Raw genomic sequence first — 18,597 nt, forward strand, 5'->3', positions numbered from 1 at the left:
ATCAGCCCGTGCAGCCGTCCAGTTCGACGGCCATCCGGCTGCCGATGACGGTGATGCGCAGATCCGACCGGCTCAAGGGAAAGGGGCCGGGCCGACCGGGGGGGATCACGTCGGCCACCGCCCTGATCGTTGCCCCCTCGCGCCGTGTGGTCGCTTCGGACACCCAGATGCCCGGGTTGCGATGTTCCAGAACCAGCGTTTCGTCACTGCCGGTCGTGGGCATGTCGACCGAAACGGTGACGCGCAAACCGTCGGCAATGGGCTGGACCGCACAGGTCGCGCGCCCCGCCCCGGCCTCGGTCGCGGTCAGGGGGCGGTCGGAGAGCGCCAGACCGATCTCGTGCACCCGGTCGGTGACGGGCGGCAAAAGACCGACAAGATCGAGCGTGACGGGCATGCAGACATCCAGACACACGCCCAGATCGATTTCCCCCGCGATCGAAACCTCGCCCTGTTGGCTCAGGGCAAATTCGACGGGCAAGATGACCTCGTCCCGGTATCCGATGGAGCGCATTCCGTTGACATAGAACACGTTGGGGCTGGGCCAGTGGATCGCCATGCCGTCAATGCCGGAGGCCTCGGTCAGGGTGATGATCGTGGGCACGCCGCCTTCGCCCGGGGCGCGCCAATAGGTCTTCCACCCCGGGGCAAGGGATATGCGGACCCCCGCCATATGGTTGCCGTTTTGCATCCGCCATCCGGGCAGCAAGCTGACCTCGACCACATCCGCGGCGGACCGCCCCTCGAACTGTGCGAGGGCTGGCGGCGCGCCGAGCAGGGCGGCGAAAGCGGCAAGGGCGGCGATGATGGATCTGGTCGTCTGGATCATGCCCCTCAGCTAGGCGCAGGTGGTCGGTTTGGGAAGTCACGAATTGGCGACGCTGCCGTGACCGTGTCGCCCGTGTCGCGCTTGAATGCGGTGGGCCGAACCCCCATGCTCAATCCATGACCAGAAAGCCCGCCTTTGCCGATCTGACCGGAAAGCTGTTGATCGCCATGCCCGACATGGGCGACCCGCGATTCCACGGCAGCGTGGTCTTTTTGTGCGCGCATTCGGCGGATGGGGCGATGGGCCTCATCGTCAACAAGCCGATGGAGGATGTCCGCTTTTCCGAAATGTTGGAGCAGCTGGACATCCCGCGCGGTGCGGCTACCCCGGATCTGCCGGTCTGTTACGGCGGGCCGGTCGAATTGCGGCGGGGTTTCGTGCTGCATGGCGCGGGCTACCGGGGGCGGCAGGACGATCAGCTGCGCGTCGACGACAGTTTCGCCATGACGGCCACGATCGATGTGCTGGAGGATCTGGCGCGGGGTGTCGGGCCGGAACGGGCGCTGATGGCGCTGGGCTATTCCGGCTGGGGGCCGGGACAGCTGGAGGATGAGATCGCGCGGAACGGTTGGTTGACGGCCGATGCCACGCCCGAGATCGTCTTTGGCGCGCGGATGGAAGGCAAATGGGCGGCGGCGCTGGCGACGCTGGGCGTGTCGCCCCTGACGCTGTCGTCCGAAGCCGGACGCGCGTAGGGTCGTCCGAAGCCGGGCGCGCGTAGGGTCGTCCGAAGCCGGGCGCGCCTGAAGGGCGCGAAGAGTTGCGTAGGGGCTTCGCGTCTTGGGGGTGTCACGCTGGCGCCCTACATTCCCTGAACAGGAGGTCATGCCATGCAGATCACGGTCATCGGTGCCAGCCGCGGGATCGGCCGCAAGGTGGTGGATTACGCCCTGTCGCGCGGCCATGCCGTGCGCGCCCTTGCGCGCAGTGCCGACCAGATGGGGATCGTGGCCGAGGGGTTTGAGCCGATTGCAGGCGATGCGACCGATCCTGCCGCCCTTGCCCGCGCGGTTGCGGGTGCCGATGCGGTCATCCTGACGCTGGGCGTGCCGCGCGACCTGCGCGTCTTGCGGCGAACGACGCTTTTTTCCGACGTGACCGCGACCTTGATCCCGGTGATGGAGGCGGCTGGCGTCCGGCGCTTGCTGGCGGTGACAGGCTTTGGTGCGGGCGACAGCGAAGCCAAGTTGTCGAGCGTGGAACGTATCCCCTTCAGGCTGTTTCTGGGCCGGGCCTATGCGGACAAATCCCTGCAGGAAGAGATGATCCGCGCGTCGGGTCTGGATTGGACCATCGCGCGGCCCGGCATCCTGAACGACAATGCGATGAGCGCGAAATACAAGGTTCTCGTCGAACCCGAAACCTGGCGGCAGGGGATCATCAGCCGGGCCGATGTGGCCCATTTCCTTGTCCATGCCGCCGAGGATGGCAGCCATATCGGCAAGACGCCCGCCATCCAACGCTGATTTTTTTCCGGACCTGTCGAAATCGGGTCGACCCGAGGCTCATGGGTGTGACGGCGCTGTGCCGTCGCGCAACACCAAGGAGCCTGACCGATGATCCGCACCACCCTGTTTGCCGCCGCCTTGACCGCGATGTCGGTCCCGGCCTTGGCCGATCCCTTTACCCTCTTCATCCATGAAAGCCCCGCCGATATCGCGCTCAGGTCCGACATGACCGAGGCGGGGGCAGCCTATTGGGCGCTCTGGGCGGCCTATTCCGCCATGCTGGGCGAGACCGGCATGGTGCGGGGTGGCGCGCCTTTGGTTGTTTCGGGGGGCGACGGAAACACGATTTCGGGGTATTTCATTCTTGAGACGACGCAGGCCGAGGCCGAGGCGCTTGCCGCCCTCGCCCCGGCGGCGACGCGGGGTGGTCGGGTCGCGGTGGTGCCGCATTACCCGATGCCCGGAATGTCGAACTGAAACCGCGTGGAAGAAGGACCAAGGACATGCAGTACATGATCATCTTCCGCGAGCCGATGGCCGAGTTCGACAAGCGCGAGGATCCGGCGCAACAGGGCGAGTATTGGGGCGCCTGGGGCGCCTATATCGGCGCGATGCGAGAGGCAGGTATCATCGTGAAGGGTGACGGGCTTTTGCCGCCCGCGACCGCCACCATCGTGCGCAACCGGGATGGTGCGCGCCTGATCGAGGATGGGCCGTTTCCCGACGTGAAGGAACAGCTTGGCGGCTATTTCGTGATCGAGGTGCCCGATCTGGATGCCGCGATCGATTGGGCCGGCCGGTCGCCTGCAGCCCTGGTCGGTTCGGTCGAGGTGCGGCCGGTGATGCCGGCCGACATGCTGCTGTGACGGAACACGGTGCGCGCGAGGCTGTCGCGCGCACCGCGCGCAACAGCTACGGGCGGCTTCTGGCCTATGTCGCCGCCCGCACCCGTGACATCGCCGCCGCCGAAGATGCGCTGGCCGATGCCTTTGCCGCAGCGCTCAGGCGTTGGCCCGAAACCGGCATTCCCGACAGCCCCGAGGCCTGGCTTCTGACGGTGGCGCGACGGTCCGCTGGCCGGGCGACGCGGTCCGCAGGACACCTGGCCGCTGCCCGGCCCGTGCTTGACCTGATGACGGAGGAAGCGATGGATCGGGCGCCGGTCGATTTTCCCGACGAACGGCTGAAGCTCATGTTCGCCTGCGCGCACCCTGCCATCGACCGCACGGTACGCAGCGCCCTGATCCTTCAGACGGTGATCGGGTTGGATGCGGCACGGATCGCGCGCGCCTTCGTCGTGCAACCTGCCGCTATGGGTCAGCGCCTGTCGCGGGCCAAGACCAAGATCAAGGCGGCGGGCATCCCCTTTCGGATGCCGGAGGGGGATGAGCTTGTCGCGCGTCTCGATGATGTGCTGATGGCGGTCTATGCCGCCTACGGGTTGGGATGGGAGGTACCGGGCGGCGTGGCAGCCGGGCGCATGGGCGAGGATCTGGCGGGCGAGGCGCTCTACCTTGCGCAGCTTGTGGCGGGGCTGATGCCCGGGCAGCCCGAGCCGATGGGTCTTGTGGCGCTGATGCTCTATTGCGAGGCGCGACGGGCCACGCGGCGCGGATCTGACGGGGCTTATGTGCCGCTGGCCCAGCAAGATCGCGCCCAGTGGGACGCCGCGATGGTGGCCGAAGCGGAACGGGTCCTGACCGCGGCCGCGGCACTTGGTCGGCCCGGACGCTTCCAGACCGAGGCCGCGATCCAGTCGGTGCAGGTGCAGGCCCCAAGGGGGCAATCCGGCAATCCGAAGGTTCTGGCGGCGCTTTATGACTTTCTTGTCACGCGCTGGCCCAGTCTGGCTGCGGAAGTGTCGCGTGCGGTGGTCCATGGTGCGGCGCATGGGCCGGAACGGGGACTGGCCATTCTCGATGCGATGCCGCCTGATCGGGTGACGGGGTATCAACCGTGGTGGGCCGCGCGGCTCGACCTGTGCCTGCGTGCCGGCGACGGTGCCGGAGCGGAGGCGGCGCGGAAACGGGCCATCGCCTTGACCGACGACGCCTCGGTGCGCTCATGGCTGGCGGGGCGTGGCTGACGGCAGCGATCAGCGGGGCAGGGGGTTTTGTCCCTTGTTGTAGGGCTGCCAATCCGTGATCTCGGGGTAGTAGCGTTGCCGCCATGCCCTCACGCGGGGGTTCATGACGCGCCGCCACAGGGGCGGGATCATGGCGGCAAGGGTCATCACCGGATAGCCATAGGGCAGCTGCGGGGCGTCATCCTCGGTGTAGTTCTGCAGCAGGGGAAAGCGGCGGTCCGGCTTGTAATGGTGATCGGAATGGCGCTGCAGGTTGATCAGCAGCCAGTTCGACGCCTTGTGCGCCGCATTCCAAGAATGGCGCGGCAAGACATGCTCGTATTTCCCGTCGCCCAGATGTTTCCGGGTCAGACCGTAATGTTCGACGTAGTTGGTCAGCTCAAGCTGCCAGATGGCGATGAAGGCCTGAAAGACGAACAGCACCACCCCCATCCCGCCACCCAGGCCAAAGGCAAGGCCAAGGAACGCGGCCTGCAGGGTCCAGTAGCGCCAGAACGGGTTTGACAGGTCGGTCCATGGCTTGCCCTTGCGCGCCAGCATCGCCCGTTCGGCGGCGAAAGCGCTGAACAGGCTTTCGCGCAGGACGCGGGGAAAGAAGCGGTGAAACCCTTCGTTGTAGCGCGCGGTCACCGGGTCGCGGGCGGTTCCCACGTGGCGATGATGAACCAGCAGATGTTCCGAGCGGAAATGCGAATAGAGCACCGTCGCAAGCAGAAGATCCGCCAGCCAGCGTTCCAGCCGGTTCTTCTGATGCATCAACTCGTGCGAATAATTGATGCCGATCGTACCCGACAGGACGCCAACCCCGAAGAACAGCGCGAATTGCTCGACCACGGACAGGTGATCGGCGCGGGTGGCATACCAGATCAGGAAAAAGATCGTCCCCACCTGCACCGGAAACCAGATCAGCGTGACCAGGCGATACCAGCGCAGGGAGGGTTCGGGCGTATCCGGGTCGGCGTTTTCGACGTTGAGACCGAGCGCCGCGTCGAGCACGATGAACAGCCACCACGTCGATACCGGTGCAAGGATCAACCACCATCCGCCCTGTCCGGCCGCGATCACCAGCAACGGCGACAGCGCAAGCGACATCCAGAAGGGAATCGCGCGGCTGATGCGTGCGACCTGAGCGGCGGGGATCATCGGGGTCCTCGTAACGTTACACTTGAAAAGATGGGGAGGCTTGGACCTTCCGTCAATCCTTGGGCCATGCACCTGCCGCGACGTCCCACGCCTTGCGCATCACGGTGGGCAGGCTTGCGGGTCGAAAGCTCGCGCGCGGGTGAAAGCTGCCGCGCTCGGGTTGGGCGTCTTGCGGAACGCGGGCCAACAGCACCCGCAGGCGCAGATGGAAATGGGTGAAGGTGTGGCGCACCTCGAGGTCCGGATCGTGCCAATCGGCGGCAAGGGGGGGCGCCTCGGGCGGTGGGGCCTCGGTCCAGTCGGTGCCGGGCCAGCCCAGCATGCCGCCCAAAAGCCCCTTGTCCGGCCGGGTTTCCAACAGCACGGCCCCATCCGTGCGCAGGGCCAGATAGGCAATGCCCTGCCGCGTCGGCTTGGCCTGTTTGGGCGCTTTGCGCGGAAGCTCGGCGGCGATGCCTTGCGCCCGGCCCCGGCACATCGCGACAAGCGGGCAGATGCCGCAGGCGGGCGACCGCGGGGTGCAGACCGTCGCGCCAAGGTCCATGACCGCCTGCGCGTAGCAGCCGGGCCGCGTGTCGGGGGTGAGCCGTTCGGTCAGGAGGCGCAGCTCCGGTTTCGCGGTGGGAAGGGGCGTTTCGACCGCGAAAAGCCGCGCCACCACCCGTTCCACGTTCCCATCCATGACGGCGGCGGGCCGGTCAAAGGCGATGGCCGCGATGGCCGCCGCCGTATAGGGGCCGATGCCGGGAAGTTGGCGCAAGCCATCCTCGGTGTCGGGAAAGACGCCGCCATGATCGCTGGCGACCACGCGGGCGCATTTGAGCAGGTTCCGCGCACGGGCGTAATAGCCAAGCCCCGCCCATTCCGCCATCACGGCGGCATCTTCTGCGGCGGCCAGCGCGGTGACGCTGGGCCAAAGTGCCGTGAAGCGTTGGAAATAGTCTTTCACCGCCGCGACGGTGGTTTGCTGCAACATGATCTCGGACAGCCAGACACGATAGGGGTCCGGGCGTTCGCCTGCTGCCAGCGCCGCAGGGCCCATGCGCCAGGGCAGATCGCGCGCATGTCGATCATACCAGGGCAAAAGCGCTGCCGCGACCGCCCCATCCGAAAACCCGTCACGCAAGGTTTATCCGCCCCCTCACCCGGCTGTTATTGGTTATCACCGCGTAACCGCATAGATTGCCCTCAACATCCCGAAGGCAAGCCATGTCGCGCACTCGAACTCCAGACCCGTCCGAGCCACCCCGCCGCCGCAAGCGTGGGTTCGAGACTGCTGGCGCGCTTCTGGCGGGTGCGCTGAAAGCCCCTGCGGAAAAGCGCGGTTTCGGCGAGGCGAAACTCTTGACCCATTGGCCCGAAATCGTGGGCGAGGACATCGCCGCCATTGCCCGGCCGGTCAAGATCACATGGGGCCGGGGGTTTGGCGGAACGCTGGTGCTGCTGACCACGGGGGCGCATGCCCCGCTGCTGGACATGCAGAAGGACCGCATCGCCGAGCGTGTGAATGCCACCTATGGCTACCGGGCCGTGGCCCATGTCCATATCACCCAGACTGCGCCGACAGGCTTTGCCGAGGGACAGGTCGCCTTTGGCAGGCCTGCGCCCAAGGCTCCGCCGCCGCCCGATCCCGTGCGCCTTGCCCGCGCCATGGACAGCGTCGAGGGCATCGAGGATGCGCGCCTGAAAGAAGCGCTCGCGCGGCTGGCCCGCAACGTGCTAACCCCCCGGAAAAGCTAAGGAGAGACAGGAAACATGGATCGCAGGACCCTGATGATGGGCGCCGGTGCCGGCGTCATGGCGGCAGGAACCTATGCGCTGCTGCGCCCGGAAAGCGCGCCCGGATTGCCGCTGCTGCCGCAGGCTGCCCATGCGCAAGACACCTCTGCCGCGACCGATCTGCCGATGGTGGTCGAGATGGTGCTGGGCAATCCCGATGCGCCGGTGGAAGTGATCGAATACGCCTCCTTCACCTGCCCGCATTGCGCGAGCTTCCACCGCAACACCATGCCCCGGATCAAGGAAAACTATATCGACACCGATCAGGTGCGGTTCATCTACCGCGAGGTCTATTTCGACCGTTTCGGGCTCTGGGCCGGGATGGTGGCGCGCTGCGCGGGGCCCGATCGCTATTTCGGGATCGTCGATCTGATCTACCAGCGCCAGGCCGAATGGACGCAGGGCGCGCCCGGTGCCGTGGCGGAAAACCTGCGCCAGATCGGGCGGGTGGCGGGGCTGTCGGACGAACAGCTCGACGCCTGCCTGACCGATGCGGCCATGGCACAGGCCATGATCGCCAATTACGAGGCGCATATGGAGGTGCATGACATCCCCGGCACGCCCCATTTCGTGATCGACGGCGAGATGCATTCGAACATGAGCTACGAGGATTTCGCCACGATCCTCGACGCGCGTATCGCCGCCGCGCAATGACGGCACCCCTTGCCGGTGTCCGCGTGCTGGAACTGGCGCGCATCCTGGCCGGCCCCTGGGCCGGTCAGACGCTGTCGGACCTGGGCGCGGAAGTGATCAAGGTCGAGGCGCCCGAGGGGGATGACACCCGCCAATGGGGCCCCCCCTTCATCGAGCGGGAGGGCGACCGGACAGCCGCCTATTTCCATGCCTGCAACCGGGGCAAGCGGTCGGTCATCGCCGATTTCCGCACGGATGAAGGTCGCGCGCGCGTGCAGGACCTGGCGCGCGGGGCCGATGTGCTGATCGAGAATTTCAAGCTCGGCGGGCTTGCGAAATACGGTCTTGATTACGAAACCTTGAGCGCGATCAACCCCGGTCTCGTCTATTGCTCGATCACGGGTTTCGGTCAGACGGGCCCTTATGCGCATCGCGCGGGCTATGATTACATCATCCAGGGCATGTCGGGCCTGATGTCTGTCACGGGCGAACCGGATGGCCAGCCGCAAAAGGTGGGCGTGGCCGTCACCGATATCTTCACGGGGCTTTATGCCTCCAACGCGATTCTGGCCGCGCTGCACCTGCGCCAGACCACCGGGCGGGGGCAGCATATCGATCTGAGCCTGATGGATACGGCCGTGTCCGTTATGGCAAATCAGGCGATGAATTATCTTGCCACCGGGGTCGCGCCGCAGCGCCTGGGCAATGCGCATCCCAATCTCGTGCCCTATCAGGTCTTTGACTGCGCCGATGGCTGGATCATCATCGCGACAGGCAATGACGGGCAATATCGTCGGCTGTGCGCGCTTTTGGGTCTGCCCGAACTGGCGGAGCATCCCGATTACCTGACCAATGCCGACAGGATCGCCCATCGCGATGCGCTGACCGAGGTTCTGGGCGCCGCGACGCGCCGGATGGGCAAGGCCGAGTTGCTGGCCGCCTGCGAGGCGCAGGGTGTGCCGGCCGGACCGATCAACGATCTGGGAGAGGTTTTTGCCGATCCACAAGTGGTGGCACGGGGCGCGCGCATCACACCCGATGGCGTTCCGGGCGTGCGCCCGCCGTTCCGGTTCTCCGATGCGGACCTGGCGCTGGACCGGTCCGCGCCGAAGCTCGGTCAGGATGGCGCGGCCGGTTGGTCGCAGCGCTGAGCGCGGAGCGCCGATACGGCCTGATCTGCGTGTCAGGACGAAAATGGTGCGCCTGAAGGCACACCCTACGGCCATGGACGACCTTTGATCCTCGGGTAGGGTGCGCCTGTCACGGCGCACCATCACCCGATCACCCGGTCCAGCGCCGCATCCAACGGTCCCCAATCCGCCACCCGCAGCCGGACCGGAACCGTCATCACCTGCGCGCGCAAAGGGGATGGCAGGCGGACCGCGTCCTTTTCGGTCGTCACCACCTGTGCGCCGATGGCGCGTGCCTCGCGCAGCATTCGGGTCATCAGCGCATCGCTGAGCGGCTGGTGGTCGCTCAGGGCATGGGTGGCGCGGATATCGGCCCCCATCGCCTTGAGCGTCTGAAAGAATTTCTCGGGCCGCCCGATCCCGGCGAAGGCCAACACCGGCAGGCCCTTCAGCGGCAGTCCCATGGGCAAAGGCTCAAGCGATCCGGACACGCGGGGCAGGGTCACGGCCTGACCCCATCGGGCCGCGAACCGCGCCTGTGCGGCCGCGTCGCCGACGGACAACACGATCTCCGCCCGCGCCAATCCCGTCTTGATGGGTTCACGCAAGGGACCGGCCGGGATCACGCGGCCATTGCCGAAACCGACATGGGCATCCACCACGACGATCGACAGATCATGGGCAAGGCCCGGGTTCTGGAACCCGTCATCGAGCAAGATCACCTGCGCGCCTGCCCCTACGGCGGCCTGTGCGCCCGCCACCCTGTCCTTTGCCACCCAGGTGGGCAGAAAGGCCGCAAGCAGCAGGGGCTCATCCCCGGTTTCGCTCGCGCTGTGGCGGCGTTCATCGACCCTGACCGGCCCGCCAAGCGTGCCGCCATGACCCCGGCTGACGGCATGGGCCACCACGCCCCTGTCGCGCAGCCGTTCGGCCAGGGCGATCACGACGGGTGTCTTGCCCGTGCCGCCAGCGTTCAGGTTGCCCACGCAAATGACCGGCACGCCCACGCGCTGTCGCGGGCCCTGCGCCAGCCTGCGCCGGGTCGCCCCGGCATAGATCAGTCCGAGCGGTGACAGAAGCGCCGACAAGAGACCCGGTTCGCCATGCCAGAATCCCGGCGCGCGCATCAGCCTCGCGCCCCTGTCTGCGTCTGGGACGTGTCGAGCATGTCTAGAAGCACCGTCTTGGCCCGTTCGGTCACATCCGCCCCGGCCGAGACGACCTCCCAGGCGGCATGGGCCATGGCGGCGGCGCGGTCGGGCGACAGAAGGTCATCGACCGCCTCGGCCAGCGATTGCGGCGCCGAGACCAGCCGGGCCGCCCGCGCCTCGGTCAGACGTTGGTAGATATCGACGAAATTCGTGACATAGGGCCCGTGCAGGATGGCCGAGCCGAGGGCCGCGGGTTCAAACGGGTTGTGGCCGCCGATGGGCTCCCATGATCCGCCGACGAAGCTGACGGGGGCCAGCCGGTACCACAGGCCCAGTTCCCCCATCGTATCGGCAAGATAGACGGGCGCTTCGGCCTCCGGCCCCTCGCCGAGGCTGCGCCGGGTGAAGGGCCAGTTTCCCGCCGTCAGCAGGTTTGCCACATCGTCGCCTCGCGCCGGGTGGCGGGGCACGAGGATCAGGAGGAGCCGCGGGTTGGTGCGCATGGCCAGCCTGTGCGCCTCCAGCACCTTTTCCTCTTCGCCGGGATGTGTGGAGGCCGCCACCCAGACCGGCCGCCCCCCGATCTCGGCACGCATGCTTTCCAGTTCCGAGGTCTTCACCGGCAGGGCGGCTGCGCCTTCCTTGAGGGTGCCCGTGACTTCCATCCGGTCGACCGGAAGGCCAAGACGGCGCAGGTAGATCTCGGTCAATCCGTCCTGCACCAGCGCGCGGTCGAAACGGGACAAGAGGCTGCGGGCCATCCCGCGCAGGAACCGCCAGCGGTCATGGCTTGCCTTGGACATGCGCGCGTTCAGAAGCACCATGGGAATGCCGCGCGCCTTGGTTTCGCAGATCAGGGCGGGCCAAAGCTCGCTTTCGGTCCAGACCGCCACATCGGGCCGCCAATGGTCGAGAAACCGCCGCACGAAGGGCCGCGCGTCGAGCGGCAGGAATTGGTGCAAGGCACCATCGGGCAGCCGGTCGGCCATGACCGAGGCCGAGGTGACAGTGCCCGTGGTGACAAGGACGGAGAGCGTGTCGTGATCGTCCAGCAATTGCCGGACCAGTTCGAGGAGCGCCACGGATTCTCCGACGCTGGCGGCATGGAACCAGATCAACGGGCCATCGGGGCGTGGGCGACCCGCGATACCGCGCCGTTCGTCGATGCGGGCGGGGTCCTCCTTGCCCTCGAGCAGCCGTTCGCGCAGCTTGCGCTCGGCAAAGCGCGGCCCGTTGAGGCGGGACCACAGAAGATAGAGGCTCAGGGCAAGGGACTGCGTCATCGCGGGCTGATCTCAGGCTTGGCTCATGTCGCGGCGGGGAACGACTGGGGTCGCGCCGCTGGCAGGGGATGGGCGGTGGATCATGGTCTGTGTCCTTGGCCGGGGATCTGGGCGCGCGGGCACCCTAGGCATTGCAGGTTCAGGGTCAAGCACCGCCCGGATGCGGCGCTGTCTGTCCCCGCATCAGCTTCGGGCGGCCAGAAGCGCGCCGTGCACACCGGCCGATCCGGCCAGAACCCCACGCACCTGCGGCACCGGCGCGTTGAACCGCAACGCCGCGCCGGTCGCGTCGGTTGCCTGTCCTCCGGCCTCCGCGATGATCAGCGAGCCCGCCGCGATGTCCCATTCCCATGTCGGACGAAAGGTCACCATGCCGTCGAACCGGCCTTCGCCCACCAGCGCCATCCGGTAGGCAAGCGAGGGGCGATAGGCGCGGATCACGGGCGGCACGCCCCGCGGCCAATGGTCGGGGGACAAAGTGTGCTTGGTCGCCAGAACCTCGGCCTCGTGCAGGGCGCAATCCCCTGCCGCGCGGATCGCCATGTCGTTGAGCGTGGCCCCATGACCCCGCGCGGCAGCATAAAGCTTTCCCCGGATCGGCAAGTAGACGACGGCGGCCACCACGACCCCGGCTTCGACCACGGCAAGCGAATGGGAAAAGGCGGAACTCCCCTCGATGAAGGCCTGCGTGCCGTCGATCGGATCCACGATGAAGACGCGTTCGGCCTGCAGGCGCTTGGGGCTGTCGGGCGTTTCCTCGGACAGCCAGCCATAATCGGGGCGCGCCTCGCACAGCCGGTCGCGCAGCATCTCGTCGACGGCGATGTCGGCCTCGGTCACGGGGCCTGTGCCGTCGGGCTTGTCCCATGTCTCGGGCTCGTCGCGGAAATAGCGCGCGGCGATCCGGCCCGCCCCGCGCGCCGCCTCGACCAGGAGCGCCAGATCGTCGAGCGGATCAGGCACCGGCAAGCGTCAACCCCTCGACCAGAAGCGACGGGACCACCCGGCTCAGATGCGTGCGGGCATCATTCGCGGGACGGATCGTCATCAGCATGTCGCGCAGATTGCCCGCGACGGTGCATTCGTTCACCGGATAGGCGATCTGCCCGTTCTCGACCCAAAAGCCCGAGGCCCCGCGCGAATAATCCCCCGTGGTGGCATTGATCGAGGACCCGATCATCGAGGTGATCAAAAGCCCCGTGCCCATCTCGGCCATCAGCCCGGCAAGGTCGATATCCCCTTGGCTGAGTGCAACGTTGCCATTGCTGGGCGAGGGCGGCGAGGATGTGCCACGGCTTGCATTGGCGGTCGAGGGCAGGCCCAGTTTCCGCCCGGTCGCAAGATCGAGGGTCCAGCCGGTCAGCACGCCATCCTCCACGATCACGCGGCGTGTGGTCGGCAGGCCTTCGGCGTCGAAGGGTTTGGAGGCCGAGGTGCGCGGGCGGTGCGGATCTTCAACCAGCGACAGGCCCTTGGGCAGCACCTGTTCGCCCAGAAGCGCGCGCGCCCAGCTTGCGCCGCGCACGATGGCGCTGCCGTTGGTCGCGGCCAGAAGGTGACCGATCAACCCCGAGGAGATGCGCTCGTCATAAATGACGGGATAGGCCCCGGTCGGCGGCTTGCGCGCCCCGGCGCGGGCCACGGTGCGTTCCCCGGCGATGCGCCCGATCTCTTCGGGGCTCATCAGGTCGGCGGCATGGTTGCGCCCATCGCCGCAATAATCGCGTTCCATGCCCAGCCCTTCGCCGGTGATGGCGACGCAGCCCAGCCCGTGGTCAGAGCGTTCGTAGCCACCCGTAAACCCGTTGGTGGCCGCCAGATGCACCCGGCGGCGGGAAAAGCCCGCGCTGGCCGATTGCACCTGCGTGATGCCCTTGACGGCAAGGGCCGCGGCCTCGGCACGGCGGGCGGCCTCCTCCAGCGCGGCGGGGTCGGGATCGGGCGAGGGGTCCGACATGTCGAGCTGGCTGGCATCGCGCGCCTTGGCCAGTTGCGCCGGATCGGCAAGGCCCACGGTCGGGTCCTCGGGCGCAAGCCGGGCCATGGTCACGGCGCGCTCAGCCATTTCGCGCAGGGTTTCGGGCCGCGTGTCAGAGGCCGAGACACAGGCCTGCCGCCGCCCGATCAACACGCGCAACCCGATTTCCACCCCTTCGGAGCGTTCCGCCTGTTCCAGCGTCCCGGCCCGCACCGCGATCTCGAGCGAGGTCCCGTCGATGGCGATGGCATCGGCGGCTTCGGCGCCGGCGCGCCTTGCGGCATCGAGCAGGGCTTCGGTCAGGGGGGCGAGAGTGTCGGACATTCGGTCTGTTCCTGCTGTGCGGGCCAGCGTCGGAGGTAGTGCCAGTGCCCCATCGCTGCAAGGCAAAGAAATCCCGCCCGAGCGTTGGCGCGGGCGGGCGCATCGCGGATCGCGCGGTTACTGGAGCGGCACGCCATTGGCGGAAATGCCGCCGCCTTCGGTGAACTGGATCGTCGTTTCCAGCGTGTCAGGGGTGGCACCCGGCCGGGTAAAGGCCCCCAGCAGTCCGCGCGCCATGGCGATCTGTTCGATCGGCACGAGACCCGAGGCCTGCAAACGGTCCATCAGCGCGTTGCCACCGGCCAGTTGCAGGTTCACGCTGCCCACGGGCATCGGGATCGGGCCGGGCGCGAATGTCGCCGACCCCGTTCCGGTCAGGCTCGCCCCGCCGACCGAAAGCTGCAATTCGTTCAGCGTGACATCGCGCAATTCCGCCGGCGGCGCGCCCATGTCGGTCGGGTCCACGGCCATCAGGTCGGTCAGGATCTGGAGGCTGCCGGTCAGATCGGCGATCACCGTGATCGGATCGCGCGGGAAACTGCCCGCCGGGTCCGCCATCGCCCAGACCTGCGGGCCGACCATGACATCCCGATAGGCCAGCCGCGCGGACATCGGCTGCGGCGCAGCGGCGGCGGCCAAGGGCAGGCTGAAGGCGATCTCGGCGCTGCCGACCGTGAAATCCACCGGCACCGGCAGTTCGGGCGAGGCGAAATGGGTCGCGCTGCCCGTCGCCGTGATCCGGTAATCGACCAGGCTGTCCGAGACCGTGGCGGACATGCTGCCGCCTGCGTTCGAGGCGAAAACCTGGAAGGCATCGCGCGGATGCGCGAAGGTCAGGTCCATGCTCGCATCGGCATAGGTGAAGTCGCCGTTGATCGCGAAATCGGTCGGGATCGTATCGGGCGCTGCCGCAAGGGCCGCAAGATTGCCAAGCCTGCCCGCCCCGCTCGCTGTCGTGGCCCCAAGGGAAAAGACCAGTTTCAGACTTCCCTCCTCACCGGGGGGTGGCAGGATGTCGAGGGCGCCCGCAACGCCGCCGATCTGGGTGTCGGTCACATAAGCGATGTTTTCGGGGTTGCTGCCATCGATCTCGTAGGTGGCGGTCATGTTGTCGATGCCGATCCTCATGTCGATGGTCGGCGGCGCCCCATTACCGCCTGTGATCGGTCCGTCCTCGATCGTGATGCGCGAGGCGGAATAGGCATAAAGCCGCGCGCCCGCGTCGCCGCTGGCCGTCATGGCAAGGTCGGGCATGATCACGTTCACGCCCAGATTGACCGGCGGCGCGCCCGGCAGATCCTCGAAGGTTATGGTGATCTCGTATACGTCGGACAGGTCGATCGACACGCTGCCATCGCCCGCTTCGGTCATCACGATCTGCGCGAGGCGGCCCACGGTCGCGACATCCTCATCGACAAAGGTGGTGCGGAACCCGCGCAGGGTCAGGGTGCCGTTGCCGGGCACGACCTCGTCGGCGGTCATGGTCTGGCCAAGGGCTGCCGCCTGCGACTGCCATTCGGCCCAGAGCTCTTCGGCGGTGACGGCCATCGCGGGTGTGGCAAGGAAAAGGGCAAGGGCGGAAAGCGTGAGGGTGGGCGCGGTGACGTTGGGCATGGGGTCCATCCGTGGCTGGGGGCGCAGGTGACGCCGTGATGTTCGCGGTCATACCCGCGTGGGTCAAGTGCGGATGCCCTGCCCTTGCAGCACGACGGGCATCCGGGGGCTGGCCGTGATCGGCTTGGCGCGTTAGCACTTGGACAAAGCGGCATGGGCAAAAGGGGCGCGGCGATGACAATCGAGCTTGCGGGAAAAACGGTGGCGATCACGGGTGCCAGCCGGGGGATCGGGGCGGCGGCGGCGCGCGCCTTTGCCGAGGCGGGGGCGAATGTCGCGCTTCTGGCGCGTGACCGCGACGCGATCGCAGGGCTTGCGGGCGAGATCGGCGCACAGGCCTTGGCCGTGCCTTGCGACGTCACCCGCTACTGGGAGGTCGAGACGGCGCTGAACGCCGCTGCGACGACCTTTGGCAGGCTCGATGTGCTGATCAGCAACGCAGGTGTGATCGACCCCATTGCCGGGATCGCCGCGGCGGACCCCGATATCTGGGGGCAGGCCATCGACATCAATCTCAAGGGCGTCTTTCACGGGGCGCGCGCCGCCGTTCCGCTGATGCTGGCGCAGGGCGGCGGGACGATCATCACGGTCAGTTCGCGTGCTGCGGTCAATGCGCTGGAGGGCTGGAGCGCCTATTGTTCCTCCAAGGCCGGGGCCAAGATGTTCACCGCCTGCCTGCACACCGAATTGGGCGGGCAGGGTATCCGCGCCCTTGGCCTGTCGCCGGGAACGGTCGCGACCGACATGCAGATGGCCATCCGCGAAAGCGGCGTGAACCGCGTGAGCCAGCTGGATTGGTCCGAGCATATCCCCCCTGAATGGGCGGCCAAGGCGCTGGTCTGGATGTGTGGACCCGAAGCGGACCCTTGGCTGGGTGACGATGTCTCGCTGCGCGACGCGGATGTGCGCGCGGCCGTGGGGGTGGGCCGATGATCGAGTGCCGCAATGACGACGGGCTGTGGACCATCACCCTGAACCGCCCGGACAAGGCCAATTCGCTGACCGCCGCGATGCTGTCGCGGCTGGCCGATGTCGTGATGGAGGCCACCGTCGATCCGCATATCAAGGCGCTGATCCTGACAGGCGCGGGCGACAAGGTGTTTTCCGCCGGTGCCGATCTGGACGAGGCGCGCGCAGGCCTTGCGACCTCGCCGCTTTGGGAACAGGTATCGGGTGCCATCGCGGGTCTGCCTTGCCTGACCATCGCGGCCCTGAACGGGACATTGGCGGGCGGGGCATTCGGCATGGCGCTGGCCTGTGACCTGCGCCTTGCCGTGCCCAATGCGCGGTTCTTCTACCCGGTGGCAAAGCTCGGGTTTCTGCCGCAGCCCTCGGACCCCGGGCGGCTCGTCGCGCTGATGGGCCCTGCGCGGGCCAGGCTCTTGCTCCTTGGCGGGCAGAAATTCTCGGCGGACGAGGCCTATGCCTTTGGCCTGATCGACCGGATCACCTTGCCCGAGCACCTGATGGAACAGGCGCGCGACATCGCGACGGATGTCATGGCCGGCAACCCGGAGGTGCTGCGCCGGATCAAGGCGATGTGCGACGGAGCTTGAGGTCTGCGTCTTGATCGGGACGCAGACACTAGCGCCGTTTCCAGCCGCGCCGCGCGCCCGGCGTTTTCGAATGGAAATCCGGCGGGCGTTTGGCGACCCAGTCGAAAAAGGTCGCAAGGCGGGGATGGGCGCGCAACGCTTCGGGCGTGTTGTAGCTGCGGGCAAGGTCCGCCTCGGACAGGGTGGCGTGGATCTCGTTGTGGCAGATCTGGTGGACAAGGATCGTGGGGCCACCCTTGCCGCCGCGCAGTTTCGGGATCAGGTGATGCAGGCTTTGTTTCGCTCCGGGCGGGATCGGGCGCAGGCACAATGGGCAGATGGGCAGATCGGTCATGACGGGTGAAACTGGCGCGCCGGGACCCTTGGACAAGTCCTGGGCTCCGGAGGCGGAACAGGTCGATGCGCTGGTGATCGGCGCAGGCCCTGCCGGGTTGATGGCCGCCGAGACCCTGGTCCGCGCCGGGCGGTCCGTCCTGGTCCTGGAGGCCAAGCCTTCGGTCGGGCGCAAGTTCCTGATGGCCGGAAAATCCGGCCTGAACCTGACCAAGGACGAAGCCCAAGACCGCTTCGTGTCGGCCTATGGTGCGGCGGCGGCCTGGCTGGAGCCGATGCTGGCCGCGATGGGGCCGGATGCGGTGAAGACCTGGGCCGGGGAACTGGGCCAAGAGGTCTTTACCGGCTCGTCGGGCCGGGTGTTTCCGGTGGTGATGAAGGCCAGCCCGCTTCTCCGCGCCTGGGTCAGGCGTGTCGGCGCGGAGATTCGGCCCGGCTGGCGCTGGACGGGCTGGTCCGGCGGGAATTGGGTTTTCGACACGGCGGCGGGTGTGCGCCGCATTGTCCCCCGCGTCGTGGTTCTGGCGCTGGGGGGCGCAAGCTGGGCGCGGCTGGGATCGGACGGGGCATGGGCGGGGCTCCTCTCGGCCAAGGGCGTGCCCCTTGCCCCGTTCAGGCCCGCCAACATGGGCTTCGTCGTCGATTGGTCGGCGCATATGACGCCCGTGCTGGGCCAGCCGGTGAAAGGGGTTGCCCTGCGCGACGGGGCCGGGCGCTGGCACCGGGGGGAATTCGTCGTCTCGGCCCATGGGGTGGAAGGCGGGGGCATCTATGCCGTTGCGGCCGATGTCCGGGATGGGGCGCCCCTGATCGTTGATCTCTTGCCCGATCTGTCGGGGGAGGAGGTGGCCCGACGGCTTGCCGCCCGGCCCGGCAAGCGGACGCTCGCGCAGCATATGGCCAAGGTCTTGCGGCTTGACCCGGTCAAGCGGGCGCTGGTGCAGGAATTCGGGCGGCCCCTGCCCGAGGGGGAGGGGCTGGCGCGGCTTCTAAAGGGGCTCGAGATCCGCCATGCCGGGCCGCGCCCGATGGACGAGGCGATTTCGACGGCGGGCGGCGTGACGAGGGATGCCGTCGATGATGGCCTGATGCTCCGTGATCTGCCCGGTGTCTTCGTCGCGGGCGAGATGCTGGATTGGGAGGCGCCGACGGGGGGCTACCTGATCACCGGATGCCTTGCGACGGGGCTTTGGGCGGGGCGGCATGCGGCGGAATGGAGCCGGTGAGCGCGAAAAAGAGGGGGCTCCGCCCCCGGCGCGCCTTGCGCGCCTCCCCCGGAGTTTTTCGGCCAAGATGAAGGGGGGCGGATG

The 18,597-nt window shown here is 67.5% G+C and carries 20 protein-coding genes; 11 read left to right on the forward strand and 9 right to left on the reverse strand.

Annotated features, from left to right (window positions below; genetic code table 11):
- Position 1: 1 nt before the first annotated feature.
- Complete coding sequence (locus AABA51_RS01175) at positions 2-829, reverse strand: protein-disulfide reductase DsbD domain-containing protein (RefSeq protein WP_338273585.1); 828 nt, start codon at positions 827-829, stop codon at positions 2-4.
- A gap of 116 nt (positions 830-945) precedes the next feature.
- Between AABA51_RS01175 and AABA51_RS01180 the strand changes: the two genes are divergently transcribed.
- From AABA51_RS01180 to AABA51_RS01200, 5 genes are all read left to right on the forward strand, one after another.
- On the forward strand, positions 946-1,524 hold the full coding sequence (locus AABA51_RS01180) for a YqgE/AlgH family protein (protein WP_338273587.1): 579 nt from the start codon (positions 946-948) through the stop codon (positions 1,522-1,524).
- A 135-nt stretch (positions 1,525-1,659) separates the two neighbouring features.
- A complete protein-coding gene (locus AABA51_RS01185) occupies positions 1,660-2,295 on the forward strand; it encodes an NAD(P)-dependent oxidoreductase (RefSeq protein ID WP_338273589.1) in 636 nt (211 codons plus the stop codon).
- A 90-nt stretch (positions 2,296-2,385) separates the two neighbouring features.
- A complete protein-coding gene (locus AABA51_RS01190; protein WP_338273591.1) occupies positions 2,386-2,754 on the forward strand; it encodes a hypothetical protein in 369 nt (122 codons plus the stop codon).
- 26 nt (positions 2,755-2,780) lie between these two features.
- A complete protein-coding gene (locus tag AABA51_RS01195) occupies positions 2,781-3,143 on the forward strand; it encodes a YciI family protein (RefSeq protein ID WP_338273593.1) in 363 nt (120 codons plus the stop codon).
- Positions 3,140-4,363: an RNA polymerase sigma factor gene (locus AABA51_RS01200; protein ID WP_338273595.1), complete on the forward strand. Its 1,224-nt coding sequence runs from the start codon at positions 3,140-3,142 to the stop codon at positions 4,361-4,363. The genes AABA51_RS01195 and AABA51_RS01200 overlap by 4 nt, the downstream gene beginning before the upstream one ends.
- Before the next feature lie 9 nt (positions 4,364-4,372).
- Here AABA51_RS01200 and AABA51_RS01205 read toward each other — a convergent pair whose 3' ends face one another.
- Complete coding sequence (locus tag AABA51_RS01205; protein WP_338273597.1) at positions 4,373-5,506, reverse strand: alkane 1-monooxygenase; 1,134 nt, start codon at positions 5,504-5,506, stop codon at positions 4,373-4,375.
- A 52-nt stretch (positions 5,507-5,558) separates the two neighbouring features.
- Positions 5,559-6,632: an A/G-specific adenine glycosylase gene (mutY, locus tag AABA51_RS01210; protein WP_338273599.1), complete on the reverse strand. Its 1,074-nt coding sequence runs from the start codon at positions 6,630-6,632 to the stop codon at positions 5,559-5,561.
- A gap of 83 nt (positions 6,633-6,715) precedes the next feature.
- Between mutY and AABA51_RS01215 the strand changes: the two genes are divergently transcribed.
- The 3 genes from AABA51_RS01215 to AABA51_RS01225 are packed head-to-tail and all read left to right on the forward strand — an operon-like array spanning position 6,716 to position 9,069.
- On the forward strand, positions 6,716-7,246 hold the full coding sequence (locus tag AABA51_RS01215) for a DUF721 domain-containing protein (RefSeq protein ID WP_338273601.1): 531 nt from the start codon (positions 6,716-6,718) through the stop codon (positions 7,244-7,246).
- A gap of 15 nt (positions 7,247-7,261) precedes the next feature.
- Positions 7,262-7,939 (forward strand): DsbA family protein, encoded by a 678-nt coding sequence (locus tag AABA51_RS01220; RefSeq protein ID WP_338273603.1) that lies wholly within the window; start codon positions 7,262-7,264, stop codon positions 7,937-7,939.
- The gene (locus AABA51_RS01225; protein ID WP_338273606.1) at positions 7,936-9,069 is read left to right on the forward strand and encodes a CaiB/BaiF CoA transferase family protein; all 1,134 of its coding nucleotides are present in this window, start codon (positions 7,936-7,938) and stop codon (positions 9,067-9,069) included. The genes AABA51_RS01220 and AABA51_RS01225 overlap by 4 nt, the downstream gene beginning before the upstream one ends.
- A gap of 122 nt (positions 9,070-9,191) precedes the next feature.
- Here the strand turns inward: AABA51_RS01225 and lpxK are convergent, their stop codons facing one another.
- The 5 genes from lpxK to AABA51_RS01250 form a co-directional block, all read right to left on the reverse strand.
- A complete protein-coding gene (gene lpxK / locus AABA51_RS01230; protein WP_338273608.1) occupies positions 9,192-10,175 on the reverse strand; it encodes a tetraacyldisaccharide 4'-kinase in 984 nt (327 codons plus the stop codon).
- Positions 10,175-11,482: a 3-deoxy-D-manno-octulosonic acid transferase gene (locus AABA51_RS01235; protein WP_338273610.1), complete on the reverse strand. Its 1,308-nt coding sequence runs from the start codon at positions 11,480-11,482 to the stop codon at positions 10,175-10,177. Before AABA51_RS01235 ends, lpxK begins: the two co-directional genes overlap by 1 nt.
- 183 nt (positions 11,483-11,665) lie before the next feature.
- A complete protein-coding gene (locus tag AABA51_RS01240; RefSeq protein WP_338273613.1) occupies positions 11,666-12,451 on the reverse strand; it encodes a 3'(2'),5'-bisphosphate nucleotidase CysQ in 786 nt (261 codons plus the stop codon).
- Positions 12,438-13,784 carry a TldD/PmbA family protein gene (locus tag AABA51_RS01245; protein ID WP_338273615.1) on the reverse strand — a complete coding sequence of 449 codons (1,347 nt, stop codon included), beginning with the start codon at positions 13,782-13,784 and terminating at the stop codon, positions 12,438-12,440. The genes AABA51_RS01240 and AABA51_RS01245 overlap by 14 nt, the downstream gene beginning before the upstream one ends.
- Before the next feature lie 117 nt (positions 13,785-13,901).
- The gene (locus AABA51_RS01250; protein WP_338273617.1) at positions 13,902-15,398 is read right to left on the reverse strand and encodes a DUF2125 domain-containing protein; all 1,497 of its coding nucleotides are present in this window, start codon (positions 15,396-15,398) and stop codon (positions 13,902-13,904) included.
- A 174-nt stretch (positions 15,399-15,572) separates the two neighbouring features.
- On the opposite strand from AABA51_RS01250, the gene AABA51_RS01255 reads away from it, so the two are divergent.
- Together AABA51_RS01255 and AABA51_RS01260 are read left to right on the forward strand one after the other, a co-directional pair.
- Positions 15,573-16,331: an SDR family oxidoreductase gene (locus tag AABA51_RS01255; RefSeq protein WP_338273619.1), complete on the forward strand. Its 759-nt coding sequence runs from the start codon at positions 15,573-15,575 to the stop codon at positions 16,329-16,331.
- Positions 16,328-16,954, forward strand: a complete 627-nt coding sequence (locus tag AABA51_RS01260) for an enoyl-CoA hydratase/isomerase family protein (RefSeq protein ID WP_338273621.1) — start codon at positions 16,328-16,330, stop codon at positions 16,952-16,954. The genes AABA51_RS01255 and AABA51_RS01260 overlap by 4 nt, the downstream gene beginning before the upstream one ends.
- 28 nt (positions 16,955-16,982) lie before the next feature.
- Here AABA51_RS01260 and AABA51_RS01265 read toward each other — a convergent pair whose 3' ends face one another.
- Positions 16,983-17,288: an HNH endonuclease gene (locus AABA51_RS01265; protein ID WP_338273623.1), complete on the reverse strand. Its 306-nt coding sequence runs from the start codon at positions 17,286-17,288 to the stop codon at positions 16,983-16,985.
- Between AABA51_RS01265 and AABA51_RS01270 the strand changes: the two genes are divergently transcribed.
- Entirely contained in the window at positions 17,287-18,513 is a 1,227-nt protein-coding gene (locus AABA51_RS01270) for a TIGR03862 family flavoprotein (protein WP_338273625.1), read from the forward strand. The genes AABA51_RS01265 and AABA51_RS01270 overlap by 2 nt on opposite strands.
- The last annotated feature ends 84 nt before the right edge of the window (positions 18,514-18,597 follow it).

The organism is Roseicyclus marinus (genome assembly GCF_036322625.1).
Taxonomy (GTDB): domain Bacteria; phylum Pseudomonadota; class Alphaproteobacteria; order Rhodobacterales; family Rhodobacteraceae; genus Roseicyclus; species Roseicyclus marinus_A.

What these genes read in the sequence shown, in the direction of transcription:
- AABA51_RS01175 (WP_338273585.1), bottom strand. Translation starts at nt 829, where the DNA reads ATGATCCAGACGACCAGATCCATCATCGCCGCCCTTGCCGCTTTCGCC.
- AABA51_RS01180 (WP_338273587.1), top strand. Translation starts at nt 946, where the DNA reads ATGACCAGAAAGCCCGCCTTTGCCGATCTGACCGGAAAGCTGTTGATC.
- AABA51_RS01185 (WP_338273589.1), top strand. Translation starts at nt 1,660, where the DNA reads ATGCAGATCACGGTCATCGGTGCCAGCCGCGGGATCGGCCGCAAGGTG.
- AABA51_RS01190 (WP_338273591.1), top strand. Translation starts at nt 2,386, where the DNA reads ATGATCCGCACCACCCTGTTTGCCGCCGCCTTGACCGCGATGTCGGTC.
- AABA51_RS01195 (WP_338273593.1), top strand. Translation starts at nt 2,781, where the DNA reads ATGCAGTACATGATCATCTTCCGCGAGCCGATGGCCGAGTTCGACAAG.
- AABA51_RS01205 (WP_338273597.1), bottom strand. Translation starts at nt 5,506, where the DNA reads ATGATCCCCGCCGCTCAGGTCGCACGCATCAGCCGCGCGATTCCCTTC.
- AABA51_RS01215 (WP_338273601.1), top strand. Translation starts at nt 6,716, where the DNA reads ATGTCGCGCACTCGAACTCCAGACCCGTCCGAGCCACCCCGCCGCCGC.
- AABA51_RS01220 (WP_338273603.1), top strand. Translation starts at nt 7,262, where the DNA reads ATGGATCGCAGGACCCTGATGATGGGCGCCGGTGCCGGCGTCATGGCG.
- AABA51_RS01225 (WP_338273606.1), top strand. Translation starts at nt 7,936, where the DNA reads ATGACGGCACCCCTTGCCGGTGTCCGCGTGCTGGAACTGGCGCGCATC.
- lpxK (WP_338273608.1), bottom strand. Translation starts at nt 10,175, where the DNA reads ATGCGCGCGCCGGGATTCTGGCATGGCGAACCGGGTCTCTTGTCGGCG.
- AABA51_RS01235 (WP_338273610.1), bottom strand. Translation starts at nt 11,482, where the DNA reads ATGACGCAGTCCCTTGCCCTGAGCCTCTATCTTCTGTGGTCCCGCCTC.
- AABA51_RS01245 (WP_338273615.1), bottom strand. Translation starts at nt 13,784, where the DNA reads ATGTCCGACACTCTCGCCCCCCTGACCGAAGCCCTGCTCGATGCCGCA.
- AABA51_RS01250 (WP_338273617.1), bottom strand. Translation starts at nt 15,398, where the DNA reads ATGCCCAACGTCACCGCGCCCACCCTCACGCTTTCCGCCCTTGCCCTT.
- AABA51_RS01255 (WP_338273619.1), top strand. Translation starts at nt 15,573, where the DNA reads ATGACAATCGAGCTTGCGGGAAAAACGGTGGCGATCACGGGTGCCAGC.
- AABA51_RS01260 (WP_338273621.1), top strand. Translation starts at nt 16,328, where the DNA reads ATGATCGAGTGCCGCAATGACGACGGGCTGTGGACCATCACCCTGAAC.
- AABA51_RS01270 (WP_338273625.1), top strand. Translation starts at nt 17,287, where the DNA reads ATGACGGGTGAAACTGGCGCGCCGGGACCCTTGGACAAGTCCTGGGCT.
- AABA51_RS01265 (WP_338273623.1), bottom strand. Translation starts at nt 17,288, where the DNA reads ATGACCGATCTGCCCATCTGCCCATTGTGCCTGCGCCCGATCCCGCCC.